24 protein-coding genes and 1 tRNA gene are annotated in these 26,499 nt (G+C 63.8%); 18 read left to right on the forward strand and 7 right to left on the reverse strand.

Going from position 1 to position 26,499, the window contains the following annotated elements:
• The first annotated feature begins 103 nt into the window (after positions 1 to 103).
• On the forward strand, positions 104 to 625 hold the full coding sequence (locus CS1GBM3_RS01355; protein ID WP_072390349.1) for a single-stranded DNA-binding protein: 522 nt from the start codon (positions 104 to 106) through the stop codon (positions 623 to 625).
• Between the two features lie 12 nt (positions 626 to 637).
• Complete coding sequence (locus CS1GBM3_RS01360) at positions 638 to 1,030, forward strand: hypothetical protein (RefSeq protein ID WP_072390352.1); 393 nt, start codon at positions 638 to 640, stop codon at positions 1,028 to 1,030.
• An 8-nt stretch (positions 1,031 to 1,038) separates the two neighbouring features.
• Here the strand turns inward: CS1GBM3_RS01360 and CS1GBM3_RS01365 are convergent, their stop codons facing one another.
• Together CS1GBM3_RS01365 and CS1GBM3_RS19410 are read right to left on the reverse strand one after the other, a co-directional pair.
• Entirely contained in the window at positions 1,039 to 2,130 is a 1,092-nt protein-coding gene (locus CS1GBM3_RS01365) for a cation diffusion facilitator family transporter (RefSeq protein ID WP_139247724.1), read from the reverse strand.
• Between the two features lie 176 nt (positions 2,131 to 2,306).
• A complete protein-coding gene (locus CS1GBM3_RS19410) occupies positions 2,307 to 2,957 on the reverse strand; it encodes a PRC-barrel domain-containing protein (protein WP_072390359.1) in 651 nt (216 codons plus the stop codon).
• Positions 2,958 to 3,284: 327 nt separating this feature from the next.
• On the opposite strand from CS1GBM3_RS19410, the gene gyrA reads away from it, so the two are divergent.
• Positions 3,285 to 6,050: a DNA gyrase subunit A gene (gyrA, locus tag CS1GBM3_RS01375; protein ID WP_072390361.1), complete on the forward strand. Its 2,766-nt coding sequence runs from the start codon at positions 3,285 to 3,287 to the stop codon at positions 6,048 to 6,050.
• A 102-nt stretch (positions 6,051 to 6,152) separates the two neighbouring features.
• Here the strand turns inward: gyrA and CS1GBM3_RS01380 are convergent, their stop codons facing one another.
• Positions 6,153 to 8,411 carry a TonB-dependent receptor gene (locus CS1GBM3_RS01380; RefSeq protein WP_072390363.1) on the reverse strand — a complete coding sequence of 753 codons (2,259 nt, stop codon included), beginning with the start codon at positions 8,409 to 8,411 and terminating at the stop codon, positions 6,153 to 6,155.
• A 537-nt stretch (positions 8,412 to 8,948) separates the two neighbouring features.
• Here CS1GBM3_RS01380 and CS1GBM3_RS01385 point away from each other — a divergent pair.
• The 3 genes from CS1GBM3_RS01385 to CS1GBM3_RS01395 all read left to right on the forward strand — a co-directional run bounded on the left by CS1GBM3_RS01385 (position 8,949) and on the right by CS1GBM3_RS01395 (position 13,357).
• The gene (locus CS1GBM3_RS01385; RefSeq protein WP_083566942.1) at positions 8,949 to 11,381 is read left to right on the forward strand and encodes a TonB-dependent receptor; all 2,433 of its coding nucleotides are present in this window, start codon (positions 8,949 to 8,951) and stop codon (positions 11,379 to 11,381) included.
• Positions 11,382 to 11,582: 201 nt separating this feature from the next.
• Positions 11,583 to 12,263, forward strand: a complete 681-nt coding sequence (locus CS1GBM3_RS01390; RefSeq protein ID WP_072390366.1) for a Fe2+-dependent dioxygenase — start codon at positions 11,583 to 11,585, stop codon at positions 12,261 to 12,263.
• Positions 12,264 to 12,268: 5 nt separating this feature from the next.
• On the forward strand, positions 12,269 to 13,357 hold the full coding sequence (locus tag CS1GBM3_RS01395) for an alpha-hydroxy acid oxidase (RefSeq protein WP_244534519.1): 1,089 nt from the start codon (positions 12,269 to 12,271) through the stop codon (positions 13,355 to 13,357).
• Positions 13,358 to 13,393: 36 nt separating this feature from the next.
• On the opposite strand, the gene CS1GBM3_RS01400 is transcribed toward CS1GBM3_RS01395, so the two are convergent.
• Positions 13,394 to 14,089 (reverse strand): Crp/Fnr family transcriptional regulator, encoded by a 696-nt coding sequence (locus CS1GBM3_RS01400; protein ID WP_072390372.1) that lies wholly within the window; start codon positions 14,087 to 14,089, stop codon positions 13,394 to 13,396.
• A 302-nt stretch (positions 14,090 to 14,391) separates the two neighbouring features.
• On the opposite strand from CS1GBM3_RS01400, the gene CS1GBM3_RS01405 reads away from it, so the two are divergent.
• The gene (locus CS1GBM3_RS01405) at positions 14,392 to 15,090 is read left to right on the forward strand and encodes an OmpW/AlkL family protein (protein WP_072390375.1); all 699 of its coding nucleotides are present in this window, start codon (positions 14,392 to 14,394) and stop codon (positions 15,088 to 15,090) included.
• A gap of 99 nt (positions 15,091 to 15,189) precedes the next feature.
• Here the strand turns inward: CS1GBM3_RS01405 and CS1GBM3_RS01410 are convergent, their stop codons facing one another.
• On the reverse strand, positions 15,190 to 15,501 hold the full coding sequence (locus CS1GBM3_RS01410) for a hypothetical protein (protein ID WP_072390378.1): 312 nt from the start codon (positions 15,499 to 15,501) through the stop codon (positions 15,190 to 15,192).
• Positions 15,502 to 15,642: 141 nt separating this feature from the next.
• On the opposite strand from CS1GBM3_RS01410, the gene coaD reads away from it, so the two are divergent.
• From coaD to tgt, 7 genes are all read left to right on the forward strand, one after another.
• Positions 15,643 to 16,146, forward strand: coding sequence for a pantetheine-phosphate adenylyltransferase (gene coaD, locus CS1GBM3_RS01415; protein ID WP_072390392.1), 504 nt, complete (start codon positions 15,643 to 15,645; stop codon positions 16,144 to 16,146).
• 88 nt (positions 16,147 to 16,234) lie between these two features.
• Positions 16,235 to 16,840: a peptidylprolyl isomerase gene (locus tag CS1GBM3_RS01420; RefSeq protein WP_083566944.1), complete on the forward strand. Its 606-nt coding sequence runs from the start codon at positions 16,235 to 16,237 to the stop codon at positions 16,838 to 16,840.
• 87 nt (positions 16,841 to 16,927) lie between these two features.
• Entirely contained in the window at positions 16,928 to 17,404 is a 477-nt protein-coding gene (locus CS1GBM3_RS01425; protein WP_171946406.1) for a peptidylprolyl isomerase, read from the forward strand.
• Positions 17,405 to 17,428: 24 nt separating this feature from the next.
• Positions 17,429 to 17,809 carry a DUF423 domain-containing protein gene (locus CS1GBM3_RS01430; protein ID WP_072390400.1) on the forward strand — a complete coding sequence of 127 codons (381 nt, stop codon included), beginning with the start codon at positions 17,429 to 17,431 and terminating at the stop codon, positions 17,807 to 17,809.
• 270 nt (positions 17,810 to 18,079) lie between these two features.
• Positions 18,080 to 19,183: a tRNA preQ1(34) S-adenosylmethionine ribosyltransferase-isomerase QueA gene (queA, locus tag CS1GBM3_RS01435; RefSeq protein ID WP_072390403.1), complete on the forward strand. Its 1,104-nt coding sequence runs from the start codon at positions 18,080 to 18,082 to the stop codon at positions 19,181 to 19,183.
• Positions 19,176 to 19,445, forward strand: coding sequence for a hypothetical protein (locus CS1GBM3_RS01440; protein ID WP_072390406.1), 270 nt, complete (start codon positions 19,176 to 19,178; stop codon positions 19,443 to 19,445). The genes queA and CS1GBM3_RS01440 overlap by 8 nt, the downstream gene beginning before the upstream one ends.
• Positions 19,438 to 20,583 (forward strand): tRNA guanosine(34) transglycosylase Tgt, encoded by a 1,146-nt coding sequence (gene tgt / locus CS1GBM3_RS01445; protein ID WP_072390409.1) that lies wholly within the window; start codon positions 19,438 to 19,440, stop codon positions 20,581 to 20,583. Before CS1GBM3_RS01440 ends, tgt begins: the two co-directional genes overlap by 8 nt.
• 10 nt (positions 20,584 to 20,593) lie before the next feature.
• On the opposite strand, the gene CS1GBM3_RS01450 is transcribed toward tgt, so the two are convergent.
• Positions 20,594 to 21,535: a DMT family transporter gene (locus CS1GBM3_RS01450; protein WP_072390412.1), complete on the reverse strand. Its 942-nt coding sequence runs from the start codon at positions 21,533 to 21,535 to the stop codon at positions 20,594 to 20,596.
• Between the two features lie 175 nt (positions 21,536 to 21,710).
• Between CS1GBM3_RS01450 and CS1GBM3_RS01455 the strand changes: the two genes are divergently transcribed.
• The 4 genes from CS1GBM3_RS01455 (at position 21,711) to CS1GBM3_RS01470 (ending at position 24,364) form a co-directional block, all read left to right on the forward strand.
• Positions 21,711 to 21,785: transfer RNA gene (locus tag CS1GBM3_RS01455), tRNA-Lys, on the forward strand.
• Between the two features lie 122 nt (positions 21,786 to 21,907).
• Positions 21,908 to 22,486: an acyltransferase family protein gene (locus CS1GBM3_RS01460; RefSeq protein ID WP_083566945.1), complete on the forward strand. Its 579-nt coding sequence runs from the start codon at positions 21,908 to 21,910 to the stop codon at positions 22,484 to 22,486.
• A gap of 254 nt (positions 22,487 to 22,740) precedes the next feature.
• On the forward strand, positions 22,741 to 23,607 hold the full coding sequence (gene sseA, locus CS1GBM3_RS01465) for a 3-mercaptopyruvate sulfurtransferase (RefSeq protein WP_072390418.1): 867 nt from the start codon (positions 22,741 to 22,743) through the stop codon (positions 23,605 to 23,607).
• A gap of 73 nt (positions 23,608 to 23,680) precedes the next feature.
• The gene (locus CS1GBM3_RS01470) at positions 23,681 to 24,364 is read left to right on the forward strand and encodes a vWA domain-containing protein (protein WP_171946407.1); all 684 of its coding nucleotides are present in this window, start codon (positions 23,681 to 23,683) and stop codon (positions 24,362 to 24,364) included.
• A 33-nt stretch (positions 24,365 to 24,397) separates the two neighbouring features.
• Here CS1GBM3_RS01470 and CS1GBM3_RS01475 read toward each other — a convergent pair whose 3' ends face one another.
• The gene (locus CS1GBM3_RS01475) at positions 24,398 to 26,023 is read right to left on the reverse strand and encodes an OpgD/OpgG family glucan biosynthesis protein (RefSeq protein WP_072390424.1); all 1,626 of its coding nucleotides are present in this window, start codon (positions 26,021 to 26,023) and stop codon (positions 24,398 to 24,400) included.
• Between the last annotated feature and the right edge of the window lie 476 nt (positions 26,024 to 26,499).

Genomic DNA, 26,499 nt, shown 5'->3' on the forward strand with positions numbered 1-26,499 from the left:
CGGGTAGGGTGCTGCAACTTGAGTCGCGTGCCGCGGATGGGCGCGCACGTGAGGCGGCGGGCAGAGGTCGCCGCTCAATAGCCGGACAACAGGGAGTGAGGTCATGGCCGGATCGGTCAACAAGGTAATCCTGGTCGGAAATCTCGGACGTGATCCTGAGATCCGGCGCACGCAGGACGGGCGTCCGATCGCCAACCTTCGCATTGCCACCAGCGAATCCTGGAAGGATCGCAACAGTGGTGAGCGGCGTGAGAAGACCGAATGGCATTCGGTGGTGATTTTCAACGAGAACCTGTGCCGCGTCGCGGAGCAGTATCTGCGCAAGGGCTCCAAGGTCTACATCGAGGGCCAGCTTCAAACCCGCAAGTGGCAGGATCAGCAAGGCCAGGATCGCTATTCGACGGAGGTCGTGCTGCAGGGCTTCAACGGGCAGCTCACGATGCTCGATGGGCGCGCGGGCGGCGGTGGCCTCGGTGAAGGCGGGCAGGCCGACTACGGCGAAGATAACAGCGGTGGCGGTTTTGGCGGCGGTGGCGAGACGCGGCGTCCGGCCCGCAGTGGCGGTGGCGGCTCGAAGGGCGGCGGTGGCATGGACAAGCCGTTCGACGACGAGATCCCGTTCTAGCGAGTGAGAGCGATGGCCCTGCCGGATTTCAAGGATATCATCGATCTTGTGAAGAAGGGTTCGACCCTTGAAGCTCAGGAACGAATTGTCGAATTGCGCGAAGCCCACCTGAACCTGAGAGAAGAAGTACTTAGGTTGCGTGAGGAGAACAGGCTCTTGCGCGACCGGATCGCTGTTTCAACGGCTCTTACATTCGATCGTTACTACTATTGGCGCGTGATCGGTGACGGCAAAGATGGGCCGTTCTGTCAGACCTGCTGGGACGGTGGCCAAAAGCTGGTGCGTCTAATTCCAGAACGCTCCTCCGAGGGTTGGAATTGTACAGTCTGCAATAGGTTTATTGCGGATCAGAGTTACTCTTCTGCCCGATACTCGAGAGCCGAGACTGAGTTCGATCCTTTTTAGCGAGCCGATTACCGGCGATTTAGGTGCTTTTGGCGCTTGCGCTCTTTGCGATTAAGCGGGCGAGGGGCTTCTGGCTGAGTGTCCGGTCCGGCTCGTGGCGTGGATAGCAAGGAAGCCGTTCTCGGCGCGTTCTTCTGCTCGGCGGACGATGGCCGTGCGTGCATGCGGTCTTCCATTGCGCGCTCGGTCGCGACGTAATCGGTGGCGGACTGCCCTTCGATGAAAATGCGGCGTACCGACGGGACACGCTCCCTGAGCGTCGCCTCGATGCGCGATACCGCGGCCTCGACATTGGCGGCCGGCTCTCGATCCTCGAGATCGACGCTCGCAACAACGAGCAGGCTGCGCGGACCGAGGTGCATGGTCCGGATCTCGTTCACGGCGCGGATCGGGCGGCCGGGCCCGACCTCGGCGACGATCGCTTCATGGATCTCGCGGCGGATTTCGGGTGGAGCCGCCACGCCGAGGATCAGGTTTCTGACCTCGATGCTCATGATCGCGGCGACGGCGCCGAGCAGCAATCCGATCAGCGTGGCGGCGGCGCCGTCGGCTGCGGGCAGCAAGGCCGTATCCGAAATCGCGATGCCCACGAAGGCAACGGCAAAGCTGATGAGCGCAGCGAAGTTCTCGGTCAGCACGGTGAAAAGAACGGGGCTGCGCTGCGCGCGCAGCGTTTGCGTCGTTTCGCGGCGCAGTTGGACGGCTCTGTCCGTCGCCAGTGCGACGGCAACGAATGCGATCCCCAAGGCGAGGTAGGCCGTTCGCGGGCCGATAACGGGACGTGGATCGACGAATGCGCCGATGCCGTCATGAATCGCGATGCCCGCCGCCAGCGAGAACAACAGGATCGCGACGACGAAGCTCCAGAAATGCAGCTCCTTGGCGTAGCCGAAGGGATGTGCGGCGTCGGCGGGCTGTTGCGCACGGCTGATGTTGAGCAGCAGGAGGCCTTGGTTGGCCGCGGCGACCAGCGTCAGCAGCGCGGCCGCAAGCATGGCTGTCGAACCGGTCAAGAGGGCGGCCGTGAAGGTGGCCGCTGTTGCTGCGGCATTGGCCGCCAGCGCCAGCATGAGGACGCTCGTTATATGACGCGGCGGCACGCTTCCGCTCCTGATCGTTCGTGAAACTCGACTATGTGTTTACGGGGTTTTGCGCGCGGGCAGAAGCGCTCGATATCGTTAAAGGAGCATGGTAGCGCCCGTCGTTGCGACGAGGGTAACCTCGAAAGCGGCCCCGGCCGATGCTTGCGCATCGGCCGGATTGGTTTTGCTATGAGCTACGGATTGGCGGGAGCGGGCTGCTCCGGCGTCGGCTCGGCCGGAGGCGCCTCCGCGGGCGGTGCCGGTTGCTGCTCGCTTCCGCCGACGGCTTCCTTGGCCGAGTCGATGGCGCCGGAGACGGCTTCCTTGGCCTTCTCATATGCCGGGCCAGCGGCTTCCTTGGCGGCGTCGTAGGCTTCCTGTGCCTTCTTCTTGGCCTCGTCGATCTGCGGTTGCGACTTGTCGGAGAACTCGTTGAGCTTCTCCTTGGTGCGGTCGAACAGCGACTTCGGCGGCTTCTTGCGTTGGAACTCGGGAGCAGTGTCAAGCGACTCCTTGGTCAGGTCCGGCAGCGAGACGAACAGCGTGCCGTCCTTCTCCTCGAACTTGAGCGAAGCGAGGCTGACGCCAACCTTTTTTTCTGCCCAGCCGAGATAGCCGCCGGTGCCCATCACGACGCCGACGACTTGGTTGTCGGCGCTGACGATCAGATCTTCGATGTCGCCTACGATCTTGCCTTCGGCCCCGTGCACCTTGGCGCCGATCAGGTGATCCTTGGCGAGGTACTCGGTGTCGGATTGGGCCGGGACGAACGTGGTATCGGCCCGGGCCGCGGCCAGCGGCGCGGCGGCGAGCAAGGCGGCAGCAAATAGCGACAAGTTTTTCATGTGATTCGTTTCCTGGTCAGTCAAAGACCGCGTGCGAGTTGGGGGTGCGGTCGAACGCTGTTCAAGCACGCAACGGTGAAAACCCGAAGGCGGACGAAGGGTCAGGCGCGACTTATTGACAAGTCTGGTGCCGGGTGCCCTGTAATGCCCGAAAAAGGCCTTTCGTTCCCGTGCGTTCGCGGGGGACGGGACGGCTTTTCGGCGGCGTTGCCATTGCGGTCGCGGGTGCCCGTCGGGTAAACTCGGTGCGACTGAAAAAGCATCATTCCGGCCCGTGGACGCGCGCATGAGCGGCGCCGTCCCTAGCCCTAAAGCGGGACTTCCACATTGAGCGACACCAGCGACCGGCCCGGCGCGTCGGGTCCGAGCGATATCCGGCCCGTTCTGATCCAGGACGAGATGAAGCGCTCGTACCTCGAGTACGCGATGAGTGTCATCATCTCGCGCGCATTGCCCGACGTGCGCGACGGCTTGAAGCCCGTGCATCGGCGCATCCTCTACGCCATGCAGAGGCTCGGCCTCGACTGGAACAAGAAGCACATGAAGTCGTCCAAGGTCGTGGGCGACACGATGGGCGACTTCCATCCGCACGGCAACCTCGCGATCTACGACGCGCTCGTGCGTCTCGCGCAGGACTTCTCCATGCGCGTGCCGTTGATCGACGGGCAGGGCAACTTCGGCTCCGTCGATGGCGATCCGCCGGCGGCCGAGCGCTACACGGAAGCGCGGCTTTCGAAGATCGCGGGCTTCCTGCTCGACGATCTCGACAAGGAGACGGTCGACTTCAAGCCGAACTACGACGACCGCCTGCAGGAGCCGTCGGTGCTGCCGGCGAAGTTCCCGAACCTGCTCGTCAACGGTGCCGGCGGCATCGCGGTCGGCATGGCGACGAACATCCCGCCGCACAACCTCGGCGAGGTCATCGACGCCTGCATTCTGATGCTCGACAATCCCGAGACGACGATCGACGACCTGACGCAGATCATCCCGGCTCCGGACTTCCCGACCGGGGGGCTCATCCTCGGACGTGCCGGTGCGCTCAACGCCTATCACAAGGGCCGCGGCTCGATCATCATGCGCGCCAAGGTCGAGGTGGAGGAGATCCGTAAGGATCGCGACGCCCTGATCGTCACCGCGATTCCGTATCAGGTGAACAAGAAGACCCTGATCGAGAAGATCGCCGATCTCGTGCGCGAGAAGAAGGTCGAGGGCATCGCCGACATCTGGGACGAGACGAACCGCGAAGGTATGCGCATCGTCATCGAGCTCAAGCGCGATGCCATTGCCGACGTGGTGCTGAACCAGCTCTGGCGCTACTCCGACCTGCAGACCACGTTCGGCGCCAACATGCTGGCGATCAACGGCGGCAAGCCCGAGCAGCTCAACTTGCGGGACATTATCGAGGCGTTCACCAGCTTCCGCCAGGAGGTGGTGACGCGGCGCACGCGCTATCTGTTGTTCAAGGCGCGCGAGCGGGCGCACACGTTGGTCGGTCTCGCGATCGCGGTCGCCAATATCGACGAGGTGATCAAGCTGATCCGCTATTCGCCGTCGCCGGCGGAAGCGAAAGCCCAGCTCATGGAGCGCCATTGGCCGGCGAAGGACATGGCGCCGCTGATCGAGCTGATCGCCGATCCGCGGCATGGGCTCGCAGCGGATGGGACCTACCAGCTCTCCGACGAGCAGGCGAAGGCGATCCTGGAACTGCGTCTTGCCCGCCTCACCGCGCTGGGGCGGGACGAGATCGGCGATGAGCTCAAGAAGATCGCCGAGGAGATCAAGGACTACCTCGCGATCCTATCGTCGAGGCTGCGGATCATCGACATCGTCAAGGGCGAGCTCGCCGCCATCAAGGACGAGTTTGCGACGCCGCGTAAAACCGAGATCGTCGACATCGAGGGCGAGGTCGAGGACGAGGATCTGATCGCGCGCGAGGACGTCGTCGTCACCGTGTCGCACAAGGGCTACATCAAACGCGTGCCGCTCTCGGCCTACCGGGCGCAGCGGCGCGGCGGCAAGGGCCGCTCGGGCATGGCGACGCGCGACGAGGATTTCGTCACGCAGATCTTCATCACCTCGACGCATACGCCGGTGCTGTTCTTCTCGTCGCGCGGCATGTGCTACCGCATGAAGGTCTGGCGACTGCCCGCTGCGACGCCGCAGTCAGCCGGCAAGGCGCTGATCAATCTCCTGCCGCTGGCGCAGGGCGAGGTGATCACCTCGATCCTGCCGTTACCGGAGGACCAGGAGACGTGGTCCAGGCTCGAGCTGATGTTCGCGACGAAGAGCGGCGGCGTGCGCCGCAATGCGCTCACCGACTTCGAGAACATCAACCGCAACGGCAAGATTGCCATGAAGCTCGACGCGGGCGAGGACGGCGCGACTGACCGTATCGTCTCGGTGGCGATCTGCTCGCCCGAGGACGACGTGGTGCTGACCACGGCGCAGGGCCGCTGCATCCGCTTCCTTATCAAGGATGAGGTGCGCCTGTTCAAAGGGCGCGATTCGTCTGGCGTGCGGGGCATCAAGCTGGATGACGGCGACGAGGTGATCTCGATGGCGATCCTAACGCATGTGGATGCGTCGCCGGCTGAGCGCGGTGCCTATCTGAAGCAGGCGGCGCAGATCCGACGCAGCGAGAGCGGCGAGGAGAGCGAGGCTGCGGAGATCGAGGTCGAGGTGGAGGAGGGCGAGGAGGCCGGGGCTGCCGAGCTTTCACCCGAACGCTACGCCGAGCTTTCGGCCAAGGAACAGTTCGTGCTGACCGTCTCCGAGCGTGGGTTCGGCAAGCGTAGCTCGTCGTACGAGTACAGGACGTCCGGGCGTGGCGGCAAAGGCATCGTCGCCATGGTGGTCAACGAGCGCAACGGCGATCTCGTCGCGTCGTTCGCGGTCGAGCATTCGGATCAGATCATGCTGGTGACGGACGGCGGGCAGCTCATCCGCTGTCCTGTCGACGATGTGCGTATCGCGGGCCGCAACACGCAGGGCGTGCGCATCTTCAAGACTGACGCGGACGAGCACGTGGTTTCGGTCGAGCGTATTTCGGATGAGGGCGAGGACGCGGAAAACGGAGAGGGTGGCGAGGCGTAGCCTCGGCTAATCGTCTCCTGCGCGCGCAAGCAGCGTCTGTTGTTCATACGGGACGGGGATGGCACCAGTGCTGGTGTCATCCCCGTCTCGTTTTACGCGTCCTTAGAACCGGCTCGTGACGGTCAGGAAGTAAGCGCGCGGTGAGCCGGGCGTGATGTTGTTGTTGTTATGCGCCGTCGAGTAGTACTCGGTATCGAGCACGTTCTCGACGTTGAGCTGCGCCGCCAGGTTCTCGTTGATGTCCCAGAACAGCGCCGCGTCGAGACGGGCGAAGCCGGGCAGCGTTACTGTATTATCTATGCTCGCGTACATGTCGCTACGGCTAACAACGCCAACAGCTGCAGCCCAGTTGGGCATGAAGTGATATTTGTTCCACAGTGAGAAAGTATGGCGCGGGACGAGGGCGACCTCGTTGCCCGTCGTGGACGAAACGGTCCTTCCGCCCTCCAGAACTTCCGCCACTTGGTACCCGTAGCCCGCGACGACCTCCCAGTTGTCCGTGACATAGCCGGTTAAAGTCAGTTCGCCGCCCTCTGTACGGGTCTTGCCGATCTGAGCGCTCTCGCCGCCCCCGATCGCAACGAGCTGGTTCTCGCGGTCCAGCATGAAGAGAGCGCCGGTGAACGAGAGACGGGGCGCCACGTCCCATTTGAAGCCAATCTCCCGGTTCAGGAATTCTTCTGGCCGCATGTCGGCATTCGCGGCGCTCAGCGTGCTGAACTGCTCACCAGAGAACGGCAGGAACGATTTCGAGTAGCTTGCATAGAGCGAAAGCTGCTCCAGCGGCTTGAATACGACGCCGACGCGGGGCGACCAGACCTCGTCGACCCGTGCCTCTGCGGCGCCGTCGGAATTAGAGAAGTCGAGATCGAAGCGGTCGAACCGAATGCCTCCGATGACCTCGAAGTAGCGCCCTATTTCAAGCTGATCCTGGAGGTAGACGCCCGCAAGAGTGAGTTCCGTGCGGTTCAGAGGGCCCTCTTTGGTTCCCCACGGAGGGGAGGTGAAAGTGACGGGATCATCGAACGGAACGACCGGATTCCAACCGTCTGCGAGACCGTAGTTGCCAGAGACCGGATCGCGCAGCGTGTCTGTCTGCTGATGGCCGAGCTCGACGCCGGCCAGCAGCGTGTGGCGGATGCCGCTGCCCATATCCACTTTCGCCGACACATCCGTCTGGTTGAAGATGCTCTCTCGCTCCATCAACGAATTATACGCGCCAAGCGTGATTGTTCCCGCATTGCCCAATGCGCTGTTGGCATAGACGTTCTGATAGAACTTCTCATAGTCGCCGTACTGCGTGTGGTTTTTCACCTGCACGCCGTTGTCAAACTTATGTTCGATGGTCGCGGTCGCCACATGTGACTTGAAGTACATGTAGCTGTCATCCGGGTTGCCAAAGAATGTGCTGTCGTCAGTCTTGGCGGGTTTGCCGGTGCGGCTATCGGACGGAATCCCGCGATCCACGGTGCGGTCATCTCTGAAGTACTCGTACGCGAGGTGCACCTTCGTGTTGTCGTCGGGGCGGAACATGATCTTCGGGTTGATGCCGTAGCGCTCGAGATCCACGAAGTCGCGGTAGCTGCCGGAATCCTCGTACATGCCAAGGATGCGGAAGGCAAAATCGTTGCTGATTGCCTGGCCGGCATCAACCTCGACGCGCTTGGTATCGAACGAGCCGTAGGTCGTCGTGGCTTCGTAAATGCGCTCACCCTCGGCCTTCTTGGTGACGCGGTTGATGACGCCACCGCCGCCGCCGCGGCCGAAAATCATGGCGTTGGGGCCCTTCAGGACCTCGATGCGATCAACGTTATAGAGATCGCGGAAGTACTGCACGTCGTCGCGCACGCCGTCGACGAAGAAGTCGGCCGTCGTGCTGACACCGCGGATGGTTGGCGCATCGCGGTGGCCTTCGCCCTGGCCGACGACGATGCCCGGCACGTAGGACAGCGCTGTGCGCATGTCGCGCGAGCCCTGGTCCTTGGCCAGCTCTTTGGGAACCACCGTGATCGACTGGGGAATATCCTTGAGCGGGGTATCGGTTTTCGTCGCCGTCGATGTGCGTGTGGCGCGGTAGCCATCGACGCCGCCATCCGATGAGAGGTTGCCGCGGGTTTCCTCGGCAGCCTCAGTGCTGGCAACCGGCTCGGCCTCGACAGCGGGAGAGGGCTGTGCTGCTGCGGCCGGAGCGGCCTTCCTTTTCTTTGCAGCCGCTTTTTTGGCTTGAGCGGTCACCTGGACGGGCGGCAGCTCCGTCTGCGTTTGCTCCTGTGCTCGGGCTCCTGCTCCTGCTAGGCCGGCCGACATCGCCACAGAGACAGCCACCGCTGCATAACTCTGCAGCTTCTTCTCTCCACGCATTGCTATCTTTCCCCTTGAGATCTGCGCAGCCGTTCCCAGCTCAGCAGGGTCCGTCTGTGGGGGAACGATATAGTTTGCGTACTGTGCAAGTAAACATTGATAATTGCGTTGGTTGGTGAGGGGGGGCGTAGTGATGCCGTTCTGTCACATTCAGCGGCGTCAACGGTGAAGGTGCGTCGGATAGTGTGGTGTCTCCCGTGCGATGCGCCGTCGTTCGATTTCAAGAACCGACGGATTTTTTGCTTTACTTGCTCGTAAAAGCATACTTTGGCTGCCAAGATAATCTGACGCGGGATCTGATAATTGGCTTTGAATCAAGTCGTTATGCCTTCGCGTTCGATTCCTCTTGAATTTCGCCGGCGTGGCTTACGCACATCCCTACGGGCGGCTGGTGTACAAGTGCGGCGACCTATTTGTTGACTTTTATAGTGTGGTATTATTTTCTCAGTCCTGTCTGAGGCTTGGGGAGCGTTCTCTCAGTGTGCCTCCTGTTGTTGTGCGTCTCGACGACGTGGGGACCTTAGGTGGGGGGAATATATGAGTTCAGTTGTTGAGCCGGCTGCGACGCCGCATTGCTTGAGCCTTGGTGCGCAAGTTTCCGAAGGTGGTTTTTTTTCCGGCACTGACGGCCGTAAGTCGACATCGTCGGTGAAGCTCTTTACCACCTTCGCACTGTTGGCCGTGAGCCCCACTACGATTGCGCAGGCGCAGCAATCGGCAGAGCCGGCCCCATTGCCACCGATAACCGTCGAGACGACTGCCAAAAAGAAAAAGCAGGCCGCCGCCAAGAAGAAGGCCGGGCCGACGAGCCCGGCGCCTGTTGCGCCGACGCAGGCCGCGGCCGCGCCCGAGCCGAGCGATGTGCCGCCGCTGCCGGGTCAGGCTGGTCCTGTCGCACCTGGTGAGTACAAGACCGACTACGTGTCGTCGGCCAAGGTAACGGGGCCACTGCTCGATACGCCGCAGACCATCACGGTCGTGCCCGGCACGATCATTCAGGAGCGCAAGACCACCAACCTCATCGAGACGCTGCGGCAGACGCCGGGCATCACGATCGATGCCGGCGAAAATGCTTTCGGCTCAGGTGGCAACGCGTTTAACATCCGCGGCTTCAACTCCACGGGCAGCGTCTTTATCGATGGCACGCGCGACAACGGCAGCTACACCAAGGACGTGTTCAACGTCGAGCAGGTCGAGATCTTCAAGGGGCCTGCGGCTGACAACGGCCGTGGAGGTGCTGGTGGTTACGTCAACATCGTGACCAAGAAGCCGCAGCAGGAGAACTTCGTCGAAGGCAATGTCGGCATCGGCTTCGACGAATACGATTCCGAGATGCGCCGCCGCGCTGCGCTCGACGTCAATCAGTTCTCCGGCACGACGGCCGTGCGCCTGAACACGTTCATCCAGGACGGTGGTCTGGCGGGTGTGGATGTTGCCGAGGCGAATGCCTGGGGCGTGGCACCGTCCGTTGCGTTCGGGCTCGGCACCGATACGCGCGCCATCTTCACCTATGAGCACGTCGAGCGTCGCGACGTTCCGGATGCGGGCGTGGCGATCAATCGTGCGCGCCCGCTATTCGGTGTTGGTATCGATGGTGCGGGACCGCGTCCGGGTGTGAGCAACCTGCCGCGCGACACGTTCTTCGGTCTGTCTTCGGACTACGATGACGTAAACGCAGACACGTTCCTGGCGCGCTTCGAGCACGACATCGTACCCGGCGTCACGATCAGCAACCAGACGCGTTGGGCGCAGGTGGATCGCGAAGCGCGGTATCACATTGGCGGTAATGGCTCTGCGCTGCCGTCTGCCTCGATGTTCTATTACGATCGCGGTAATGAGAGCATCTATAATCAGACGAATCTGAGCGCGCGGTTCAATACGGGTGCGTTGCGTCACACTCTAGCTACCGGTGTCGAGCTCTCGCGAGAGAAGAGCGACGCTTTGCGGTTTACCGGCGCAGATCCAACGCAGGACAGCAATGTCCAGATCGATACGATCTCTTACTACCTCTATGACACCGTTGACCTGAGCCGGCATTGGCAGGTCGTGGGCGGCATTCGCGTTGACCACTACGATGTGGAGCTTGAAGGAGACGCCATTCCCGGCGTCGGTGGCGCAACCCGATACAGCGATAGCGATACGTCGATCGGCGGAAAGGTCGGCGTGGTCTACAAGCCTGTGAGAGAAGGCAGCCTCTATGCGTCCTACGGCACGGGACACCTGCCTCACGGAGCGCTCCTGTCCAATCCTGACATCTCGCGCACGGGTGGTAACGGCTTCCCCGGCTTCATTGCCGGCGCCGATCCGGTTGAGATGCACAACTACGAAATCGGCGTGAAGTGGGATTGGTTCGGCGGCAAGCTGTCGACGACGGCTGCGCTCTTCCATACCGTGAAGAATAATGTCGCTTATCTGAACGGTGACGATATCGTCTACGGCGAGCAGCAGGTGCAGGGCATCGAGCTTGGCATCGCAGGCAACCTCACCGATCGCTGGAGGGTGTTCGGCGGCTTGGTGTTGATGGACAGCGAGCGCAAGCATGGATCCGCAGTCGATGCGGCCCTCGGCGGTGACTATGGCGGCAACGCCGAGAACGGCTTCCCGGGCGTGACGAGCACCAATGGCGAACAGCTGGCTTTTACGCCGAAAGTATTCGCCACCCTGTGGTCGACCTACGACGTCACAGACAAGATCACGCTCGGCGCGGGCTTCCAGTACACGGGCGAGTCGTACATCGGTCGCCCGGATGACGCGCTGCGCGTCATTCCCAACGGCAAGTACGGCAAGCTGCCGGACTACTTCCTCGTCAACCTGATGGCCTCGTACGACATCACGGACAACATCGAGCTGTCGCTCAATGTCGACAACGTATTCGACGAGACCTACCTGACGACGGCAAACTGGAACGGAAGCTGGGGGTACCTCGGCGCGCCGCGCACCTACTGGCTGAGCGCGAACTTCAAGTACTGAGGCAGTCTCGTTTTCTGACTTCAGTTGGAAACAATATCTCGACATTTTCGGCCCGGGCGTGCTTGTTACGCCCGGGCCGATCATTTTAGTCAAATCTTTGATCGGTGCTGCGGACACAAGGAACGCTACGGCTTCCTGGTCTAGAGGACTAACGAGCCGGTCCAGCCCGGTCCGATCGCTGGTGTTGCAAGGAGTATTGGTATGCTCGTCACGATCCCCGACGTGCTCAAACCCGAGGAAGTGGCGCATGTCCGCCGCGTCCTCGAAAGCACCAACTGGGTGGATGGGCGCGTGACGGCTGGTGACCAGGCGGTCAAGGTCAAGAACAACCTTCAGGTTCCGATCGATGCGCCGGCAGCGCAGGATCTCGGGCAGATCGTCCTGCGCGCGCTCGCCAACAATCCGAAGTTCATGACGGCGGCGCTGCCGCTGCGCGTGCTGCCGCCCATGTTCAATCGTTACGACGAGGGCATGACGTTCGGCGCGCATGTGGATGGCTCGATCCGCGCGCTGCCCGGCGGGCAGCGGATGCGCACGGACGTGTCGTCGACGCTGTTTCTGACGCCGCCCGAGGAGTACGATGGCGGTGAGCTTGTCGTGCACGACACCTACGGCACGCACTCGGTGAAGTTGCCGGCGGGGCACATGGTCGTCTATCCGGCGACCAGCATGCATAGCGTGACGCCCGTTACGCGGGGTAGCCGCTGGGCCTCGTTCTTCTGGACGCAGTCGATGATCAAGGACGACTGGCAGCGACACATGCTCTACGATCTCGACATGTCGATCATGAGCATCCGCGCGCGACTTCCCGACGACGATCCTGCCGTGATCGCGCTTGCGGCGCATTATCACAATCTGATCCGGCACTGGGCGGAGACCTGAGGCGCGTGCAGTCCGCCACTCCGAGCCCCGTCTGCCTCGCCGATTACGAGCGGCTGGCCGAGCAGCGGCTCGGCGCCATGGCGTGGGCGTATTTCTCGGGGGGATCGGCGGACGAGATTACGCTCGGATGGAACCGGCAGGCATTCGATCGCCTGGCTATCGTGCCGCGCGTGCTGGCCGGCGGAAAAGGCGGGCACACGCGTCTTGAGCTGATTGGGCGCAGCTACCTGCATCCGATCTTCGTGGCGCCCGTCGCTTATCAGAAGCTCGCGCATGCGGACGGCGAGCGGGCGACGGCTGCGGCTGCCGAGGCGCAGGATGCCGGCATGGTGCTGTCGACGCTCGCCAGCGTTACGCTCGAGGACGCAGCGGCGGCGGGCGCGACATGCCGTTGGTTTCAGCTTTACGTGCAACCGGACCGCTCGGCGACGCTGAGGCTCGTGCGGCGTGCCGAGGCCGCGGGCTATGAAGCGCTCGTGGTTACGGTCGACGCACCGATCAACGGGGTGCGCAACCGCGAGCATCGCGCGGGGTTCATGCTGCCGCCCGGTATCCAGTCCGAGAACCTCAGAGATGACGCAGGGCCCATTGCCCCGCTGGGCGCGGGTGAGAGTGCCGTGTTCGATCGGCTGCTCGCGGCGGCACCGACGTGGGACGACATCGCGTGGCTGAGCGCTGAGACTGGGCTTCCGATCGTGCTCAAGGGCGTTCTCTCGGCGGAGGATGCCGTGCGTGCGGTCGAGGTCGGGGCATCGGCGATCATCGTTTCGAACCACGGCGGGCGCACGCTTGATACGCTGCCGGCAACGATCGACGTGTTGCCGTCGGTCGCGGCTGCGGTGGCGGGGCGCGTGCCACTGTTGCTCGATGGCGGCATCCGGCGCGGCACCGATGTGCTCAAGGCGCTGGCGCTCGGCGCGTCTGCCGTGCTCGTCGGGCGGCCGATCGTGTTCGGGCTGGCGGTCAATGGCGCTTTCGGCGTTGCGCACGTGCTGCGCATCCTGCGCGATGAGTTCGAGATCGCCATGGCGCTCTCCGGCTGCCGGACGCTGACCGACATCGGGGCGCACCTCGTCTCCCGCGGACCCGTCTAGCCTGCGTCGAGCAAGGCGAGTAAGCGCTTCGGCGGCTCAGGCCGGGAGCAGGTGGCCCGCGTTGTGGAGCCGTGTGATCGCGGGAGCGAGGGGGCAGGCGCGCGCGAGATCTGCAAAGCTGGGGCAGATGAGCAGGTTGCGCCCTGCTGGGGTCAGGACCCCGCTGGCGCGCAGACGCGAGACGATGCGGGAGACGGTGTCGGCATTGAGCGCCATGTATTCCGCGATGTCGTTGCGCGATAGCGGCATCTCGAACGTGACGCCGGTTGCGGTCTCGCGACCGGTGCGGGCCGCGATTTCGAGCATCAGGGCCACGACGCGCTCGTCGCCGCTGAGTCCGGCCAGGATGGATTTATGCAGCGCGCTGCGAGCTGCCTGATCGGTGAGGCGGTCGGAGATCACACGCGCGACGTTGGCATCCCGGCCGAGCAGGGCTTCGATGGCCGACCAGCGTACGCGCCAGACCTCACCTTTGTCCGATGCCGAGATGACCGCGGCACCCTCGATCGGTGGCAAGGCCGACGCGCGGACGATGTCGCCGGGATAGAGGATGCTCAGCACCTGATGGCGGTCGTGCGGCATCGGCGCTGAGGTGAGATGCAGCCCTTTGCGGATGAGATACAGCATCTCCTCCGGCTCGGCCGCGAGCGACAATCGCTGACGCTTGCGTGTCGCGATGCGTACCGCGTACGGCTCAAGAGGCGCAGAGAGGAGATCGAGGACGGTGCTCATTGTTCCGTGACGCGAAGAGGCGGCGGTTGGCCATTTTTCCGGTCGGACTCGAGCTGTGTCGTTGAGCGCGATCAAACGCGACGCGGATCTGGTGCGGGCTTTGGGACGCATCGGATTTGCGCAAGATCAAAGGCATCGTGGCCTCTCGGCCACGCGCGCTCCGCAAAGCCTTTGGCCCTGATCTACAACAGTTTCTTGGCTCATTTCCGGCTGTCGGCAGGCGGCTTCCTCCGCGCACTGTCTCAGCAGTGCTTACGAGTCGACGCGTTCGTGCGTCGGAGAAGCTCAAAGGGGGAGCTGCGATGGAACTGAGATTTCTCCGGACTTTGGTGGTCTGTGCGGCAGGGCTCGGCGTGCTTGCAACGCCAGTCGCCGCAGGAAGCGAGAGCGGCAACTTTATGGTGCGCGTGCAGGGTACGGTCGTGAACCCGGATTCCTCTGCCAACGTGTTCCTGGGTGGTGCTCAGATTCCTAATGCGGACGCCGAGGTGGATACGGAAGTGCTGCCGACGCTGACATTGACCTACTTCCTCAACAAAAACCTGGCGCTGGAGCTGTTCTGTTGCTTCGCCAAGCTCGAGGCCGAGGGCAAGGGTGCGATCAACGGTACCGACCTCGGCGACTTCTGGGTGTTCCCACCGGCGCTGACGCTGCAGTACCACTTCGACAACTTCGGCGGCTTCAAGCCCTATGTGGGTGCGGGCGTACAGTACATCCACTTCTTCAGCGAAGGGCGTAGCGACCTCGGCGGCGCGAAGATCGATCTCGACGACGCGGTCGGCTTTACACTGCAGGCGGGCGTCGACGTGTCGCTCGGTGACGGCTGGTATCTCAACGCCGACGTAAAGAAGACTTGGATCGAGACGGATGCCTCCTGGCGCGGAACGGGAATCACGGCCGATGTCGACATCGATCCGTGGATCTTCAGCCTCGGCGTCGGCTATCGATTCAACCTCGAGGACGTCTTCGGTGCACGTAGTGCGCCGGTCGCGTTGAAGTAGTGGGTTTGCGTGCCGGAAACCCGATCCCTGCCGCGCGGCAGGGATCGGGCCGGCCAAGGTCGCGTCGTCGACGGAGGCGGCGTTCTGGTGTGACGGGGCTCAGCCCCGGCACACCTCGGCTGTGGCGCTGCAGGTCCACATCACGCCCTCACCCTTGCACTTGTACTTGGGCTCGGAGATCTGGTCCTGCTGGAAGGGCCAGTTTCCGGTGACCTGGCGGATGATCAGGAACGCCTCGTACTCGGCAAAGCCGCGGGTGAGGCCGGTGGCCGAGCCGTGCTTGGTCACGCATTTGGCGGTCTCGGCGCCTGCCGAGACCGGCAGCATCAGCGCCAGCGCGGCGGCGAGGCCGGCCAGTGCTGTGAAGCACCGTCGATATACAACCTGTTGGGCGGTATGGGGTATCGTCATGGAAATCTCCCCCGGTTTCCGTCCCCGCTGGGCTTAGTATGACGCCGGATGAGCCGTCCGCCAACGGTTTCGTCACCTCTTGGCGTGCATGCGCGGCTTTGGCGGTTGCTCCGGGCTTCACGGCGCGGCTACATAGCGGCCATGAGCAGGATCGGCTTCTACTCGGGATCGTTCGATCCCGTCACTCTCGGGCACACGGACATCATCGCGCGGGCCGCCCGGCTCGTGGATCGCCTCGTCATCGGCGTCGGCGTGCATGCCAGCAAATCGCCGCTGTTCTCCGAGGACGAGCGCGTCGAAATGCTCGACGTGGAGACGCGGGCGATTGCGAGCGCGGCCGGCATCCCGATCGAGGTGGTGACGTTCGCCGACCTTGCGGTGTCGGCGGCGCAGCGCTTCGGCGCCAGCGTGATCTTCCGCGGGCTGCGCGATGGCACCGACTTCGACTACGAAATGCAGATGGCCAATATGAATGGGCAGATGGCGCCGTCCGTGCAGACGGTGTTCGTCGCCGCTTCGCCCGAGGTGCGGCACATCGCGGCCAACCTCGTGCGCCAGATCGCGCTCATGGGGGGCGACGTGACGCCGTTCGTCTCCAAGGGCGTGGCGCTGAGGCTTGCCACCAAAGCGAAGGCGCGGAAGTAGCCCGGGTTGCCGGATGGGGTGTCACGGGCGATAACCTCGGGCGCGGGATTCGGTGCCACGGGCAACAACGAAGGGTCAGGGAGCGCTCATGCAGTCGATCAAGGTTCTTGCCGCGCTGGCGCTGACTTTTGCTTTGTCCGCCTGTGGTGGTGGGGGCTCTAGCGGGCAGATCGCGGTTCCGACAGCGGCCCAGGCCGGCGGCGCGGTGACCACCACGGGCACGGTTGCCAACGACCCCGCGAACACCGCGATCCTCGAACTCAAGACCGGCAAGGTCACCATCCGGCTACGGCCCGATCTCGCGCCGAAGCATGTCGAGCGCTTCAAGATGCTGGTCAACGAAGGCTTCTACAACGGCCTGAAGTGGCACCGCGTGATCCCGGGCTTCATGGCGCAGACAGGCGATCCGCAAGGTACCGGCGCGGGCGGCTCCAAGTATCCCGATCTACCGGCCGAATTCTCGGCCACCGCCTTCGAGCGCGGCACGCTCGGCGCGGCGCGCACCAACGATCCGAATACCGCCAACAGCCAGTTCTTCATCACCTTCACGCACGCCCCCCATCTCAACGGGACGTACACTGTCTTCGGACAGGTGGTCGATGGCATGCAGCATGTCGATCAGATCGCCAAGGGCGAGCCGCCGCCGAAGCCGGACGTCATCGTGAAGGCTTACATGGCTTCCGCGGCGCCCTGAACCGACACCGATCAGACCGCGTTTCCGTGCGATGAGCCGTGTGACCGGCTCGATCGCGTTTGCAACAAGATAAGTGGAGCATCATTCATGGCCGACATCACCGATCCCGAGAACACCCTGATCATCGAGACGACGCAGGGCCCGGTCGTCATTGCGCTGAGGCCGGATCTCGCGCCCAACCACGTGGCGCGCATCAAGCAGCTCGTGCGCGAGGGCTTCTACGACGGCATCGTGTTTCACCGCGTCATCGACGGCTTCATGGCGCAGACGGGTTGCCCGCACGGCACCGGCACGGGTGGCTCGAAGCATCCGAACCTCAAGGCGGAATTCAACGCCGAGCCGCATGTGCGCGGCGTCTGCTCGATGGCGCGCGCCGCTTCGCCGGACAGCGCCAACAGCCAGTTCTTCATCGTGTTCGACGACGCGACGTTCCTCGACCGCAAGTACACGGTCTGGGGCAAGGTCATCGAAGGCATGGAGAACGTCGACAAGATCAAGCGCGGCGAGCCGGTGCAGAACCCGGACAAGATGCTGTCGGTGAAGGTTGCGGCCGACGCGGCGTAACGCCGTGAACGAGAGGACTTTGCCATGACGGTCGGGACGTGGGCGTTGTGGAATACGGCGGTGGCTGGGCTGTTGGGTGCCGCCGGCGTGGTGTTGGCCGCAGCGGCCGCGCATCGGGTGGCTGAGCCCTCGCTGACGACGGCTGCGCTGTTCCTGCTCCTGCACGGTGGTGCCGCAATAGCGCTCTCGGCGTTGTCAGGTGGATCATCCGTTTCGACGGGATTTCTGGTCAGCGCCTCGCTGATGCTCGTTGCGGTGGCGCTGTTCTCGGGTGACGTGGCGGCGCGTGTGCTGATTGGAGACCGGGTGTTTCCGTTCGCGGCGCCGCTCGGCGGGTCCCTGCTCATCCTGTCGTGGATCGGGGCGGCCGCGACGGCTGTGGTCGGGGTGCTCAAGGCGTCCTGACGCTGCCTACACCCACTTCGGCGGTTTATCCGTACCGGGAGGGGGCTCGATCTTGGGATCGGGCTCCTCCTCTGGTGGCGGCACGGGATCCTTCGTTGGGTCCGGACGCATAGGCTCCGGCGGCGTGTGCGGATCCGGGTCCGTGGGGGATCGCGTCGGTTTTGTCGGCCCGGGCAAAAGCTCCTCCTGGCGGTCGTAACCTCATCCGATCAACGCTGCGTTGTCGCAGGGGTTCCTCTGCGGGCGTTGTTGAGGGTATGAGAGGCGCGCATGCGCACCGACCTTTTCGACTTCGAACTGCCCGAAAACCGTATCGCCCTGCGCCCTGCTGAGCCGCGGGACGCGGCGCGCTTGCTCGTGGTCGATCCTGCGGCTAGCCCGCCGTTTGGCGATCGCACGGTGCGTGATCTCGTCGATCTCCTGCGCCCGGGCGATGCGCTGGTGCTCAACGATACACGCGTGATCCCTGCGGCGCTCGAAGGTGTCCGTGTGCGTGGTGATCTGCGCTCGTCGGTCAGCTTCAATCTTCTGCGGCGCGTGGACGGCAGCCGGTGGCGCGCGCTGGCGCGGCCTGCGAAGCGATTGATGATCGGAGACCGCGTTCGGTTTGGATCCGAGCATGCGAGCGACGTCTGTATGCTCGGCGCTCTCGACGCGACGGTTTCCGCGCGGCTCGAGGCGGGAGAGGTCGAGCTTGCTTTCGATCTCTCAGGCCCCGATCTCGATCAAGCGCTGTTCGCGGTGGGCACGATGCCGCTGCCGCCGTACATCGCCGGGCGGCGCGCGCCAGACGCCAGCGATATGGCGACCTATCAAACCGTGTACGCCAAGCACGATGGAGCGGTCGCCGCGCCGACGGCGGGACTGCACTTCACGCCCGAGCTTTTTGCTGCGCTCGACGCGCGCGGTATCGATCGCCATTTCGTAACGCTGCATGTGGGCGGCGGGACGTTTCTGCCCGTCAAGGCCGACGATACGAGCGACCACAAGATGCACGCCGAGTGGGGTGAGATCTCGCAAGCGACGGCGGAGGCCCTCAACGCAGCGCGGGCGCGCGGCGGGCGCATCGTTGCCGTCGGGACCACGTCGCTGCGCATTCTCGAAAGTGCCGCGTCAGAGGAGGGCATGGTCCGGCCGTTCGTGGGCGACACGGCGATCTTCATCACGCCCGGTTATCGCTTCCGCGCCGTCGACCTTCTGATGACGAATTTCCACTTGCCGCGCTCGACGCTGTTCATGCTGGTCTCGGCCTTCTCGGGTCTTGAGACAATGAAGCGGGCCTATGCGCATGCGGTGGCGTCGGGATATCGTTTCTATTCATACGGCGACGCGTCGCTGCTCTTCAGAGCAAGCAAGGAGGCTGGTCATGGATGAGGATCTTGAGGCGATGGATCGGGCAGGTCTCATCGCGGAGGTGGTGAAGCTGCGTGCAGCCGTCCGCGCGCACCGCGACAGCACAGGGCACGATCTCTGCTGGCATCATCCGGCACTATGGTCCCTGCTTCCGGAAAAGATCGATCCCGCCATCGCTGTCCCGCCGTGGGAGAAATTCATGCGCGGGTGCATCCGCTATCGCGCTTCGCTGGATCAGCAAAGGCCCGACGCGCCCATTCACGACAAGGAATTCGATGGCTGAGAACGAGACGTTTCACTACCGCCTGCTCGGAATCGACGGCACGGCACGGCGCGGCGAGATCGTGACGCCGCGCGGTGTGATCCGCACGCCCGCGTTCATGCCGGTCGGCACGGTGGCGACCGTCAAGGCGCTTTACCCGGAACAAGTGCGCGATGCTGGCGCCGACATCCTGCTCGGCAACACCTATCACCTGATGCTTCGGCCGGGTGCGGAGCGCGTCGCGCGGCTGGGCGGGCTACACAAGTTCATGCGTTGGGAGAAGCCGATCCTTACGGACTCGGGCGGTTTCCAGGTCATGAGCCTCTCGAAGATCCGCAAGATCAACGAGGAGGGGGCGCTGTTCCAGTCGCACCTCGACGGCTCGCGGCACATGCTGACGCCGGAGCGGTCGATCGAGATCCAGTGCCTGCTCGGCTCCGACATCCAGATGCAACTCGACCAGTGCATCGAGCTGCCGGCGGAACGGCCGGTGGCGGAGAAAGCCATGGAGCTGTCGCTGCGCTGGGCGGAGCGCTCTCAGCAAGCGTTCGAAGCGCATCGCGCGGACGGGCGGGCCGGGCCGGGGCAGGCGATGTTCGGCATCGTGCAGGGTGGCATCGATCCGGAGCTGAGGCGGCGTTCGGCGGAGGCGCTGGCTGCCCTGGATCTCAAGGGCTATGCGGTCGGCGGTCTCGCGGTCGGCGAGGGGCATGAGCTGATGCTGCAGACGCTCGAGGCGACGCTGCCGTTCTTGCCGACGGGCAAGCCGCGCTATCTGATGGGCGTCGGGACGCCGCTCGATCTCATCGAGTCCGTCCGGCGCGGCATCGACATGTTCGATTGCGTGATGCCGACGCGGAACGGCCGTCATGGACTGGCATACACCTGGTCGGGAACCGTCAATCTGCGCAATGCCGTGCACGCCGAGGACACCTCGCCGCTCGATCCCGAAAGCTCGTGCGCGGCGGCGCGCGATTACTCACGCGCGTATCTGCATCACCTCATCCGCTCCGGCGAGTATCTCGGCGCGATGATCCTGTCGTGGGTCAACACGGTCTATTATCAGGAGCTCATGGCGGCGATGCGCGCGGCTATCGAGGAAGGCCGCTTCGTCACTTGGGCGGAGGAGACCAAAGCGCGGATCGCTGCAAAAGCTTAGCGCGACACGGTCAAGAGAGCGCCTTGGCTTCCGTCACCTCGCGTGCGACGCGGCGCTCGCGGTGCACGAGATAGATGCCCGAGCCGACGATCAGCGATGCGCCGGCCAGCGTCCATACGTCGGGAAGATCGCCGAACACCAGATAGCCGAAGGCGACCATGGTCAGAAGCTGCATATAGAGAAACGGCGCGATCGAGGACGCAGGTGCCAATCTGTAGGCGTGGATGAACAGCCAATGCCCGAGGCCGCCGATGATGCCGAGCGCGCAGAGCAGCACGCAAGCCAGCAGGGTGGGCGGGGTTTGCCAATCCGCGATGGCGAAGGGGATGCCGCCTACGGCGCCGACGAACATCGAATAGAACAGTGTCACCAGCGGCGGATCGAAGTGTGCGATGTGCCGGGTCAGAAGCATGAAGAGCGCGTAGACGAGCATGGCTGCGAAGGCGTAGAGCACGGCCGGATGCATGACGCCAAGGCCGGGGCGCACGGCGATCAGCACGCCGATGAAGCCTACCATGATGGCGATCAGGCGCTTGCGCCCAACCCATTCGCCCAGCAGCGGGCCGGCCAACAGGGCCACCATCAGCGGCGCCAGGAAGATGACGGTGATGGCCTGATCGAGCCGCAGATATTGAATTGCCATGAAGTTGAAGGCGGTGGTGCCGACCATGAGCACCGAACGGACGAGCTGCCAGCCGAGCCGATTGGTCGTGAACAGGGCGCGCGCGCTCATGACGCGAAACGCTGGCACCAGCACAAGCAGCAGCGCGAACTGGCCGATGAAGCGCGACCAGACGATCTGCCCGAGCCCCAGGCCCTCGCGCGTCGCCAGATATTTGGCGGAGGTATCGAGGCCGGAAAACAGCACCACCGCCAGCAGCATGAGGCCGATGGCCTTGAGGCGCTGACGGTCCGGTACGGCTAGGTCGGGGATTGGCTGGGGCTTGCTCATTGCGGTTCGGGAGCGTTGTCTGTGCCTCTCTTACTGCATCGGCCTTGGAACGCGACGCGGCATTTTCTCGGAAAGCTCCGGGAGCGTGCCTTGTTTCCTTGACCGGACACCCCGACCCCCCTAGAAAGCGCTCTCTCGAAAGATGTCGGCCGTATTTTCAGGGCTGCATCGGGTCGGGCCGGTAGCTCAGCGGTAGAGCACGTGACTTTTAATCATGGGGTCGAGGGTTCGATTCCCTCCCGGCTCACCACCCCTCTCTCTTGGGCATGCCCAGCCAAGTGTAACTGGCCGCTCCTGCGGCGAGGAAAAGCGCGCCGCCAGCGCAAGGTTTTGCACAGCGTTGCGCATGCCTACTGCCAGTAACATCTCTGGATCGTTGCCGGTCTGGCGGCGGTGTCGTGGGGCCTGCTTAACATCGATGCTGGGGAAAGCCGGACCCTCATCACCGGATACTTCCACATCTTCGCGACGGGTGTCGCCATCGCTCTGCTTTTCAAGCATCGGGACGGGCTGCCTGCATGGTGCATCACGGTGGCGAGCGTGCTGCTGCCTGCTTCGCTTCTGGTGTGGGCAACCCTCGGTGCGAACGGCTTCGCCTGGGAGCTCCACGTCTATTCCTCGCCCGTCGTCATCATCGCGACGGCCCTGGTGGTGCTCACCGCCTTGCTGGCCCAACGGTCGCTCGTCGGAGGCCTGCTAAGTCATCGGATCCTGGTGTGGCTGGGTGAGATCTCGTTCGGTGTTTATCTCCTGCACCGGCCCGCCATGTGGATGCTGAGAAAGCTTGGGGTCGGCAAGCTGCCGCTCGAGGTCAAGTTTATCCTGTATTTCGCAACCGTCCTGATCGTGGCCGAGGCTGCAAACAGGCTGATCGAACGGCCGGCACGCCGGAAAATACGCGATCTGGCTCCCGTCAGGCCTCCCGAGCAAGCTGAGGTCACCGTTCGATAGCCTCGCTCTGGATGGTGTTTTTTTGCGGCTGCGCCTGAGACTGGCTGAGGCGGTTGGGCGTTTCGACGCCGGACCTTGCGGCCGTCACATGGCGCCTTTAGGTTACGCGCCGATGACGGCTCAGGCCCGCGACGCGGACGTCGATCCTAGAGCCATGATTCTCCGTCGCTTTCGGGTTCGCCCTCACGGCCGAGGTTGTGCGGCCGGGGATGGGGGCCTGCGGGTTGCGGTCAAGATGTTTCAAGGAGGATCACGTGCCGGAGAGCGCAAAGAACTGGATCGTCGAGACGGAGTGGCTGGCCGAGCATCTCGACGCGCCTGACCTCATCATCTTCGACGGCTCCTGGCACCTGCCGAATTCCGGCCGGGATGCGAAGGCGGAGTACCTCGCGGAGCATATTCCGGGCGCGCTCTTCTTCGATATCGACGATCTCGTCGATGAGAAGAACTCGCTGCCGCACATGTTGCCACCGACGCCGAAGTTCGCTTCCCGCATGAAGAAGATCGGGGTCGGCGACGGCATGCGCATCGTCGTCTACGATACCTATGGCCTGTTTTCTGCCGCGCGCGTGTGGTGGACGTTCCGGGCCATGGGCCATCAGGACGTGGCGGTGCTGAACGGTGGTCTCAAGAAGTGGAAGGCGGAAGGGCGTCCGCTCGAGGACGGGCGTCCGGTGCCGCGGACCGCGCGGCACTTCACGCCGCTGCTCAACAACGAGCTCGTGCGCGACCTCGACGACATCAGGAGCTACGTTGCGCGAGGGGGCATGCAGATCGTCGATGCACGGCCGAAAGGGCGCTTCGAGGGAACGGAGCCAGAGCCGCGTCCGGGCCTGCGCCCGGGCCACATTCCGGGCTCGAAGAACGTGTCGTCGGCTGAGATCCTCAATGTGGATGGGACGCTCAAGTCCAAGCCGGAGCTCGAGCAGATCTTCCGCAACGCGGGCATCGATCCGCAGCGGCCCGTGGTCACCACGTGCGGCTCGGGTGTGACGGCGTCGATGCTGTCGCTGGCCTTGAGCGTCATCGGTCAGACCAACGCGGCGGTCTATGACGGCGCGTGGGCCGAGTGGGGCCAGGAGACGCTCGACACGCCAGTCGAGACCGGTTCCGCCAAATAGGGCATCCGACCCGTATTCCGCTCACCCGCCTTCGGATAGCATGGTTGGAACGTTCGCCAGCCGGAGAAGGGCGATGCGGGGCGTAGCTCTCGCTTTCGGAGCATTATGTCTGATGGGGCTTGCGGACACACCGTGGGCCGCAGACGATGTGCGTTGTCTCGACGATGCGATGCTGGTGCTCGACGCCTCTGGCTCCATGGCCGGCACGGACATGAACGAGATGCGCCCGCACATCGCCAAGGTGCAGGAGGCGCTGGCCGCGGTGGTGCCGCAAGTCGCGCCGCGCCGGCATCTGGGACTCATGGTCTATGGACCCGGGGGCGCGCCGAGATGCCGGAATTTCGAGCTGCGTCTCTCTCCTGGGCCCAACAGCGCCGAGACCATCATGAACGAAGTGAACAGCGTCATCCCTGGCGGGCAGACGCCGCTCACGGATTCGGTGCATCGGGCCGCCGAGGCGCTGCAGTTTCGCGACAAGCCGGCCGTCGTGGTGCTCCTCACCGACGGGGAGGAGACTTGCGGGCGCGATCCCTGTCTGCTGGCGCGGCAACTGCGCGCCGAGGCTTATGCGCTGACCATCCACGTCATCGCCTTCAAGGTGGTGGGCTCCTCGACGTGGCTTGCGCCCAAGCTCGGCTCCTCGTGCATGGCGCAGGAGACGGGCGGGCTCTCTCTCACGGCTGCTGACAAGGACGAACTCATCAAAGCCCTGCGCGAGACGCTGACGTGCCCGCTGTTCTCAAAAGTTATCCAGTAGGTGGGCCTGGTCTCGGCACGGGCCGCTCGAGGATCACGCGTGGCTATCGGGAAAGTATTGGTAGACCCAAGTTTCGGTGAGAGCCCGGTCGCCGAGCCGCAGATACATGCGGATATCGACGGGCTCATCGCCGGTTGCGGCCAGGTCGAAGAAGGCGCGCCAGCGGTTACGCTGACCGACGACCGGATGGCAGTAGGCGTTGCTCAGCTCGCCGCGCGTGGGCGTCACGACGATCTCGACGCCGTCCTCGCGGCCGAGCCCCTTGAAGACTGCGCCCTGGAAATCGACGACGAACTTGCGAACGCCCTTGGGGCGCGCCTGGCCCGGTCGTCCGCCAAGGCCGGTCTGGGTGGCGGTCGCGCGCGCCAACCCTTTCGGGAACGGGATGTCATCGAGCCAGCGCAGGCGATAGCGGTAGCGCCGGTTGGTGCCGGCGCGGAACGGCTCGCGCGGGCACCAGTAGGCGGCGATGTTGTCGTGGATCTCGTCGTCGGTCGGGATCTCGAGCAGATGCACCTCGCCTTCGCCGAAGGCGTCGATGGGCTCGATCCAGGTTGAAGCGCGCCGCTCGTAGAAGACGCTGTCGTCCAGGTAGTGCACGAAGTCGCGGTCGCGCTGAAGCAGGCCGAAGCCGCGCACGTCCTTGTCGACGAAGGTGTTGACCATGACGCGCGGCGGATTGTTCAGCGGGCGCCAGATGCGCTCGCCGCTGCCGGTCCAAATGGCGATCCCGTCGGAATCGTGGATCTCGGGACGCCAGTCGACGATCTGGCGGCGGCTGTTCTCGCCATACCAGTACATGCTCGAGAACGGCGCCACGCCGAGGCGATTAATGTCGCGGCGTGCGAAGAGGCGTGCGTCGATCGCATGGTCGATGCGTGCCACGCCGTCCTGCACGGTGCGCTTGGTGACGATCTCATAGGCGCCTGTCACGCTCGGGCTGTCGAGCAGCGCGTAGACGGTGAGGTCGGCGTCGCCGGGGCCGCCGCCCTTGAGCCAGAACTCGGTGAAGCGTGGAAACTCCTCCGGCGTCGAGAGGCCGGTGTCGATGGCGAGGCCGCGCGCGGAGAGACCGTACTGGTCGAAGGGTCCAGAAGTCCGGAAATAGGAGGCGCCCATGAACGCCAGCCAGTCGGTCTTCAGATTGGGCGCCATGACTCGGAAGCCGGCGAAGCCGACGCCGTCGGGCAAGTTGTGCGCCGGGTGGTCATCGGGGCTCTCGAACAGGGCCGCGCTGTAGACGATCTCCTGCTCCTCGTCGCCGCGCACCAGGTGGATCTTCACCGGATCGGGCGACATGCGCCCCAGGTGGAAGAGTTGAATCGGGGTCTTGTGCACGGGATCGAGCGCCAAGCTCATCTCCGGGCGAAATCGGATCTGCTGATAGGCATCGTAATCGATCCGGTCGAGGACGTTCGGCGCGATGCGCGGTGTTGGCTGCCATTCGCTCTGTGCGTTCGCGGCGGCGCGCTGCGCCAAGAGATCGAATGAGAAGGGATGTGCGTCACCAAGCACAACACCGTCCGGCACCAACGCTGTCACGGGTCCGGTTTCAGAAGGCGTTGCGCCCGCCGTCCGCAATCCATCGAAGGTCGTGGCCAGCCCGGCGGCGGCTGCTCCGGCGAGCACTTGCCGGCGATCAAGAGTCCTGCCCGTCACAGTTACTTCTCTTCTGTGGTTGTCCCAAGTTCGCGACGTGTTCCCCCGTTCCGTCCCCTAGCGCAGAAACCGGGGGCTGACCAGCTGCGAAGCTGTCTGGAAGGCAGGCGCCTTCGATGTACATCCCGTGAACGGAAAATTGCGCGCGACACGATTGGCCAAACGCAGCGAATTGGGTTTCGGTTCAGATGCTGCGACCCTTACGTAAGGCGTGTGGCTGCCGAAGGGCAGGCTAGAGGCGCTGCTCGCGCTACTTTGAGGCGGGTCATGCCGCATCGGCCCTATTCGGCCCGATGTTTGTGGGAGCGCGGCTTGGGCATTCGAGCCCAGTTTTGTCGCGTCGCGTTGCGAACATTGGCGATTGATCTTCATGGCGGCGGGCCTGTATATGTGCCCATCCTGTCGCGGCCTTTCGGTCCGTTCGGAGGCCGGTTTCCCTGATTTTTCCGGTCCGGAACGGGCAGGCCGCGCGGTTC

This window comes from Hyphomicrobium sp. CS1GBMeth3 (assembly GCF_900117455.1).
Classification (GTDB): Bacteria; Pseudomonadota; Alphaproteobacteria; order Rhizobiales; family Hyphomicrobiaceae; genus Hyphomicrobium_C.

What these genes read in the sequence shown, in the direction of transcription:
- CS1GBM3_RS01425 (WP_171946406.1), top strand. Translation starts at nt 16,928, where the DNA reads ATGGCCGACATCACCGATCCCGAGAACACCCTGATCATCGAGACGACG.
- CS1GBM3_RS01385 (WP_083566942.1), top strand. Translation starts at nt 8,949, where the DNA reads ATGAGTTCAGTTGTTGAGCCGGCTGCGACGCCGCATTGCTTGAGCCTT.
- CS1GBM3_RS01390 (WP_072390366.1), top strand. Translation starts at nt 11,583, where the DNA reads ATGCTCGTCACGATCCCCGACGTGCTCAAACCCGAGGAAGTGGCGCAT.
- CS1GBM3_RS01380 (WP_072390363.1), bottom strand. Translation starts at nt 8,411, where the DNA reads ATGCGTGGAGAGAAGAAGCTGCAGAGTTATGCAGCGGTGGCTGTCTCT.
- CS1GBM3_RS01405 (WP_072390375.1), top strand. Translation starts at nt 14,392, where the DNA reads ATGGAACTGAGATTTCTCCGGACTTTGGTGGTCTGTGCGGCAGGGCTC.
- CS1GBM3_RS01410 (WP_072390378.1), bottom strand. Translation starts at nt 15,501, where the DNA reads ATGACGATACCCCATACCGCCCAACAGGTTGTATATCGACGGTGCTTC.
- CS1GBM3_RS01355 (WP_072390349.1), top strand. Translation starts at nt 104, where the DNA reads ATGGCCGGATCGGTCAACAAGGTAATCCTGGTCGGAAATCTCGGACGT.
- CS1GBM3_RS01440 (WP_072390406.1), top strand. Translation starts at nt 19,176, where the DNA reads ATGGATGAGGATCTTGAGGCGATGGATCGGGCAGGTCTCATCGCGGAG.
- coaD (WP_072390392.1), top strand. Translation starts at nt 15,643, where the DNA reads ATGAGCAGGATCGGCTTCTACTCGGGATCGTTCGATCCCGTCACTCTC.
- CS1GBM3_RS01450 (WP_072390412.1), bottom strand. Translation starts at nt 21,535, where the DNA reads ATGAGCAAGCCCCAGCCAATCCCCGACCTAGCCGTACCGGACCGTCAG.
- tgt (WP_072390409.1), top strand. Translation starts at nt 19,438, where the DNA reads ATGGCTGAGAACGAGACGTTTCACTACCGCCTGCTCGGAATCGACGGC.
- CS1GBM3_RS01400 (WP_072390372.1), bottom strand. Translation starts at nt 14,089, where the DNA reads ATGAGCACCGTCCTCGATCTCCTCTCTGCGCCTCTTGAGCCGTACGCG.
- CS1GBM3_RS01360 (WP_072390352.1), top strand. Translation starts at nt 638, where the DNA reads ATGGCCCTGCCGGATTTCAAGGATATCATCGATCTTGTGAAGAAGGGT.
- CS1GBM3_RS01430 (WP_072390400.1), top strand. Translation starts at nt 17,429, where the DNA reads ATGACGGTCGGGACGTGGGCGTTGTGGAATACGGCGGTGGCTGGGCTG.
- CS1GBM3_RS01470 (WP_171946407.1), top strand. Translation starts at nt 23,681, where the DNA reads ATGCGGGGCGTAGCTCTCGCTTTCGGAGCATTATGTCTGATGGGGCTT.
- CS1GBM3_RS01420 (WP_083566944.1), top strand. Translation starts at nt 16,235, where the DNA reads ATGCAGTCGATCAAGGTTCTTGCCGCGCTGGCGCTGACTTTTGCTTTG.
- queA (WP_072390403.1), top strand. Translation starts at nt 18,080, where the DNA reads ATGCGCACCGACCTTTTCGACTTCGAACTGCCCGAAAACCGTATCGCC.
- CS1GBM3_RS19410 (WP_072390359.1), bottom strand. Translation starts at nt 2,957, where the DNA reads ATGAAAAACTTGTCGCTATTTGCTGCCGCCTTGCTCGCCGCCGCGCCG.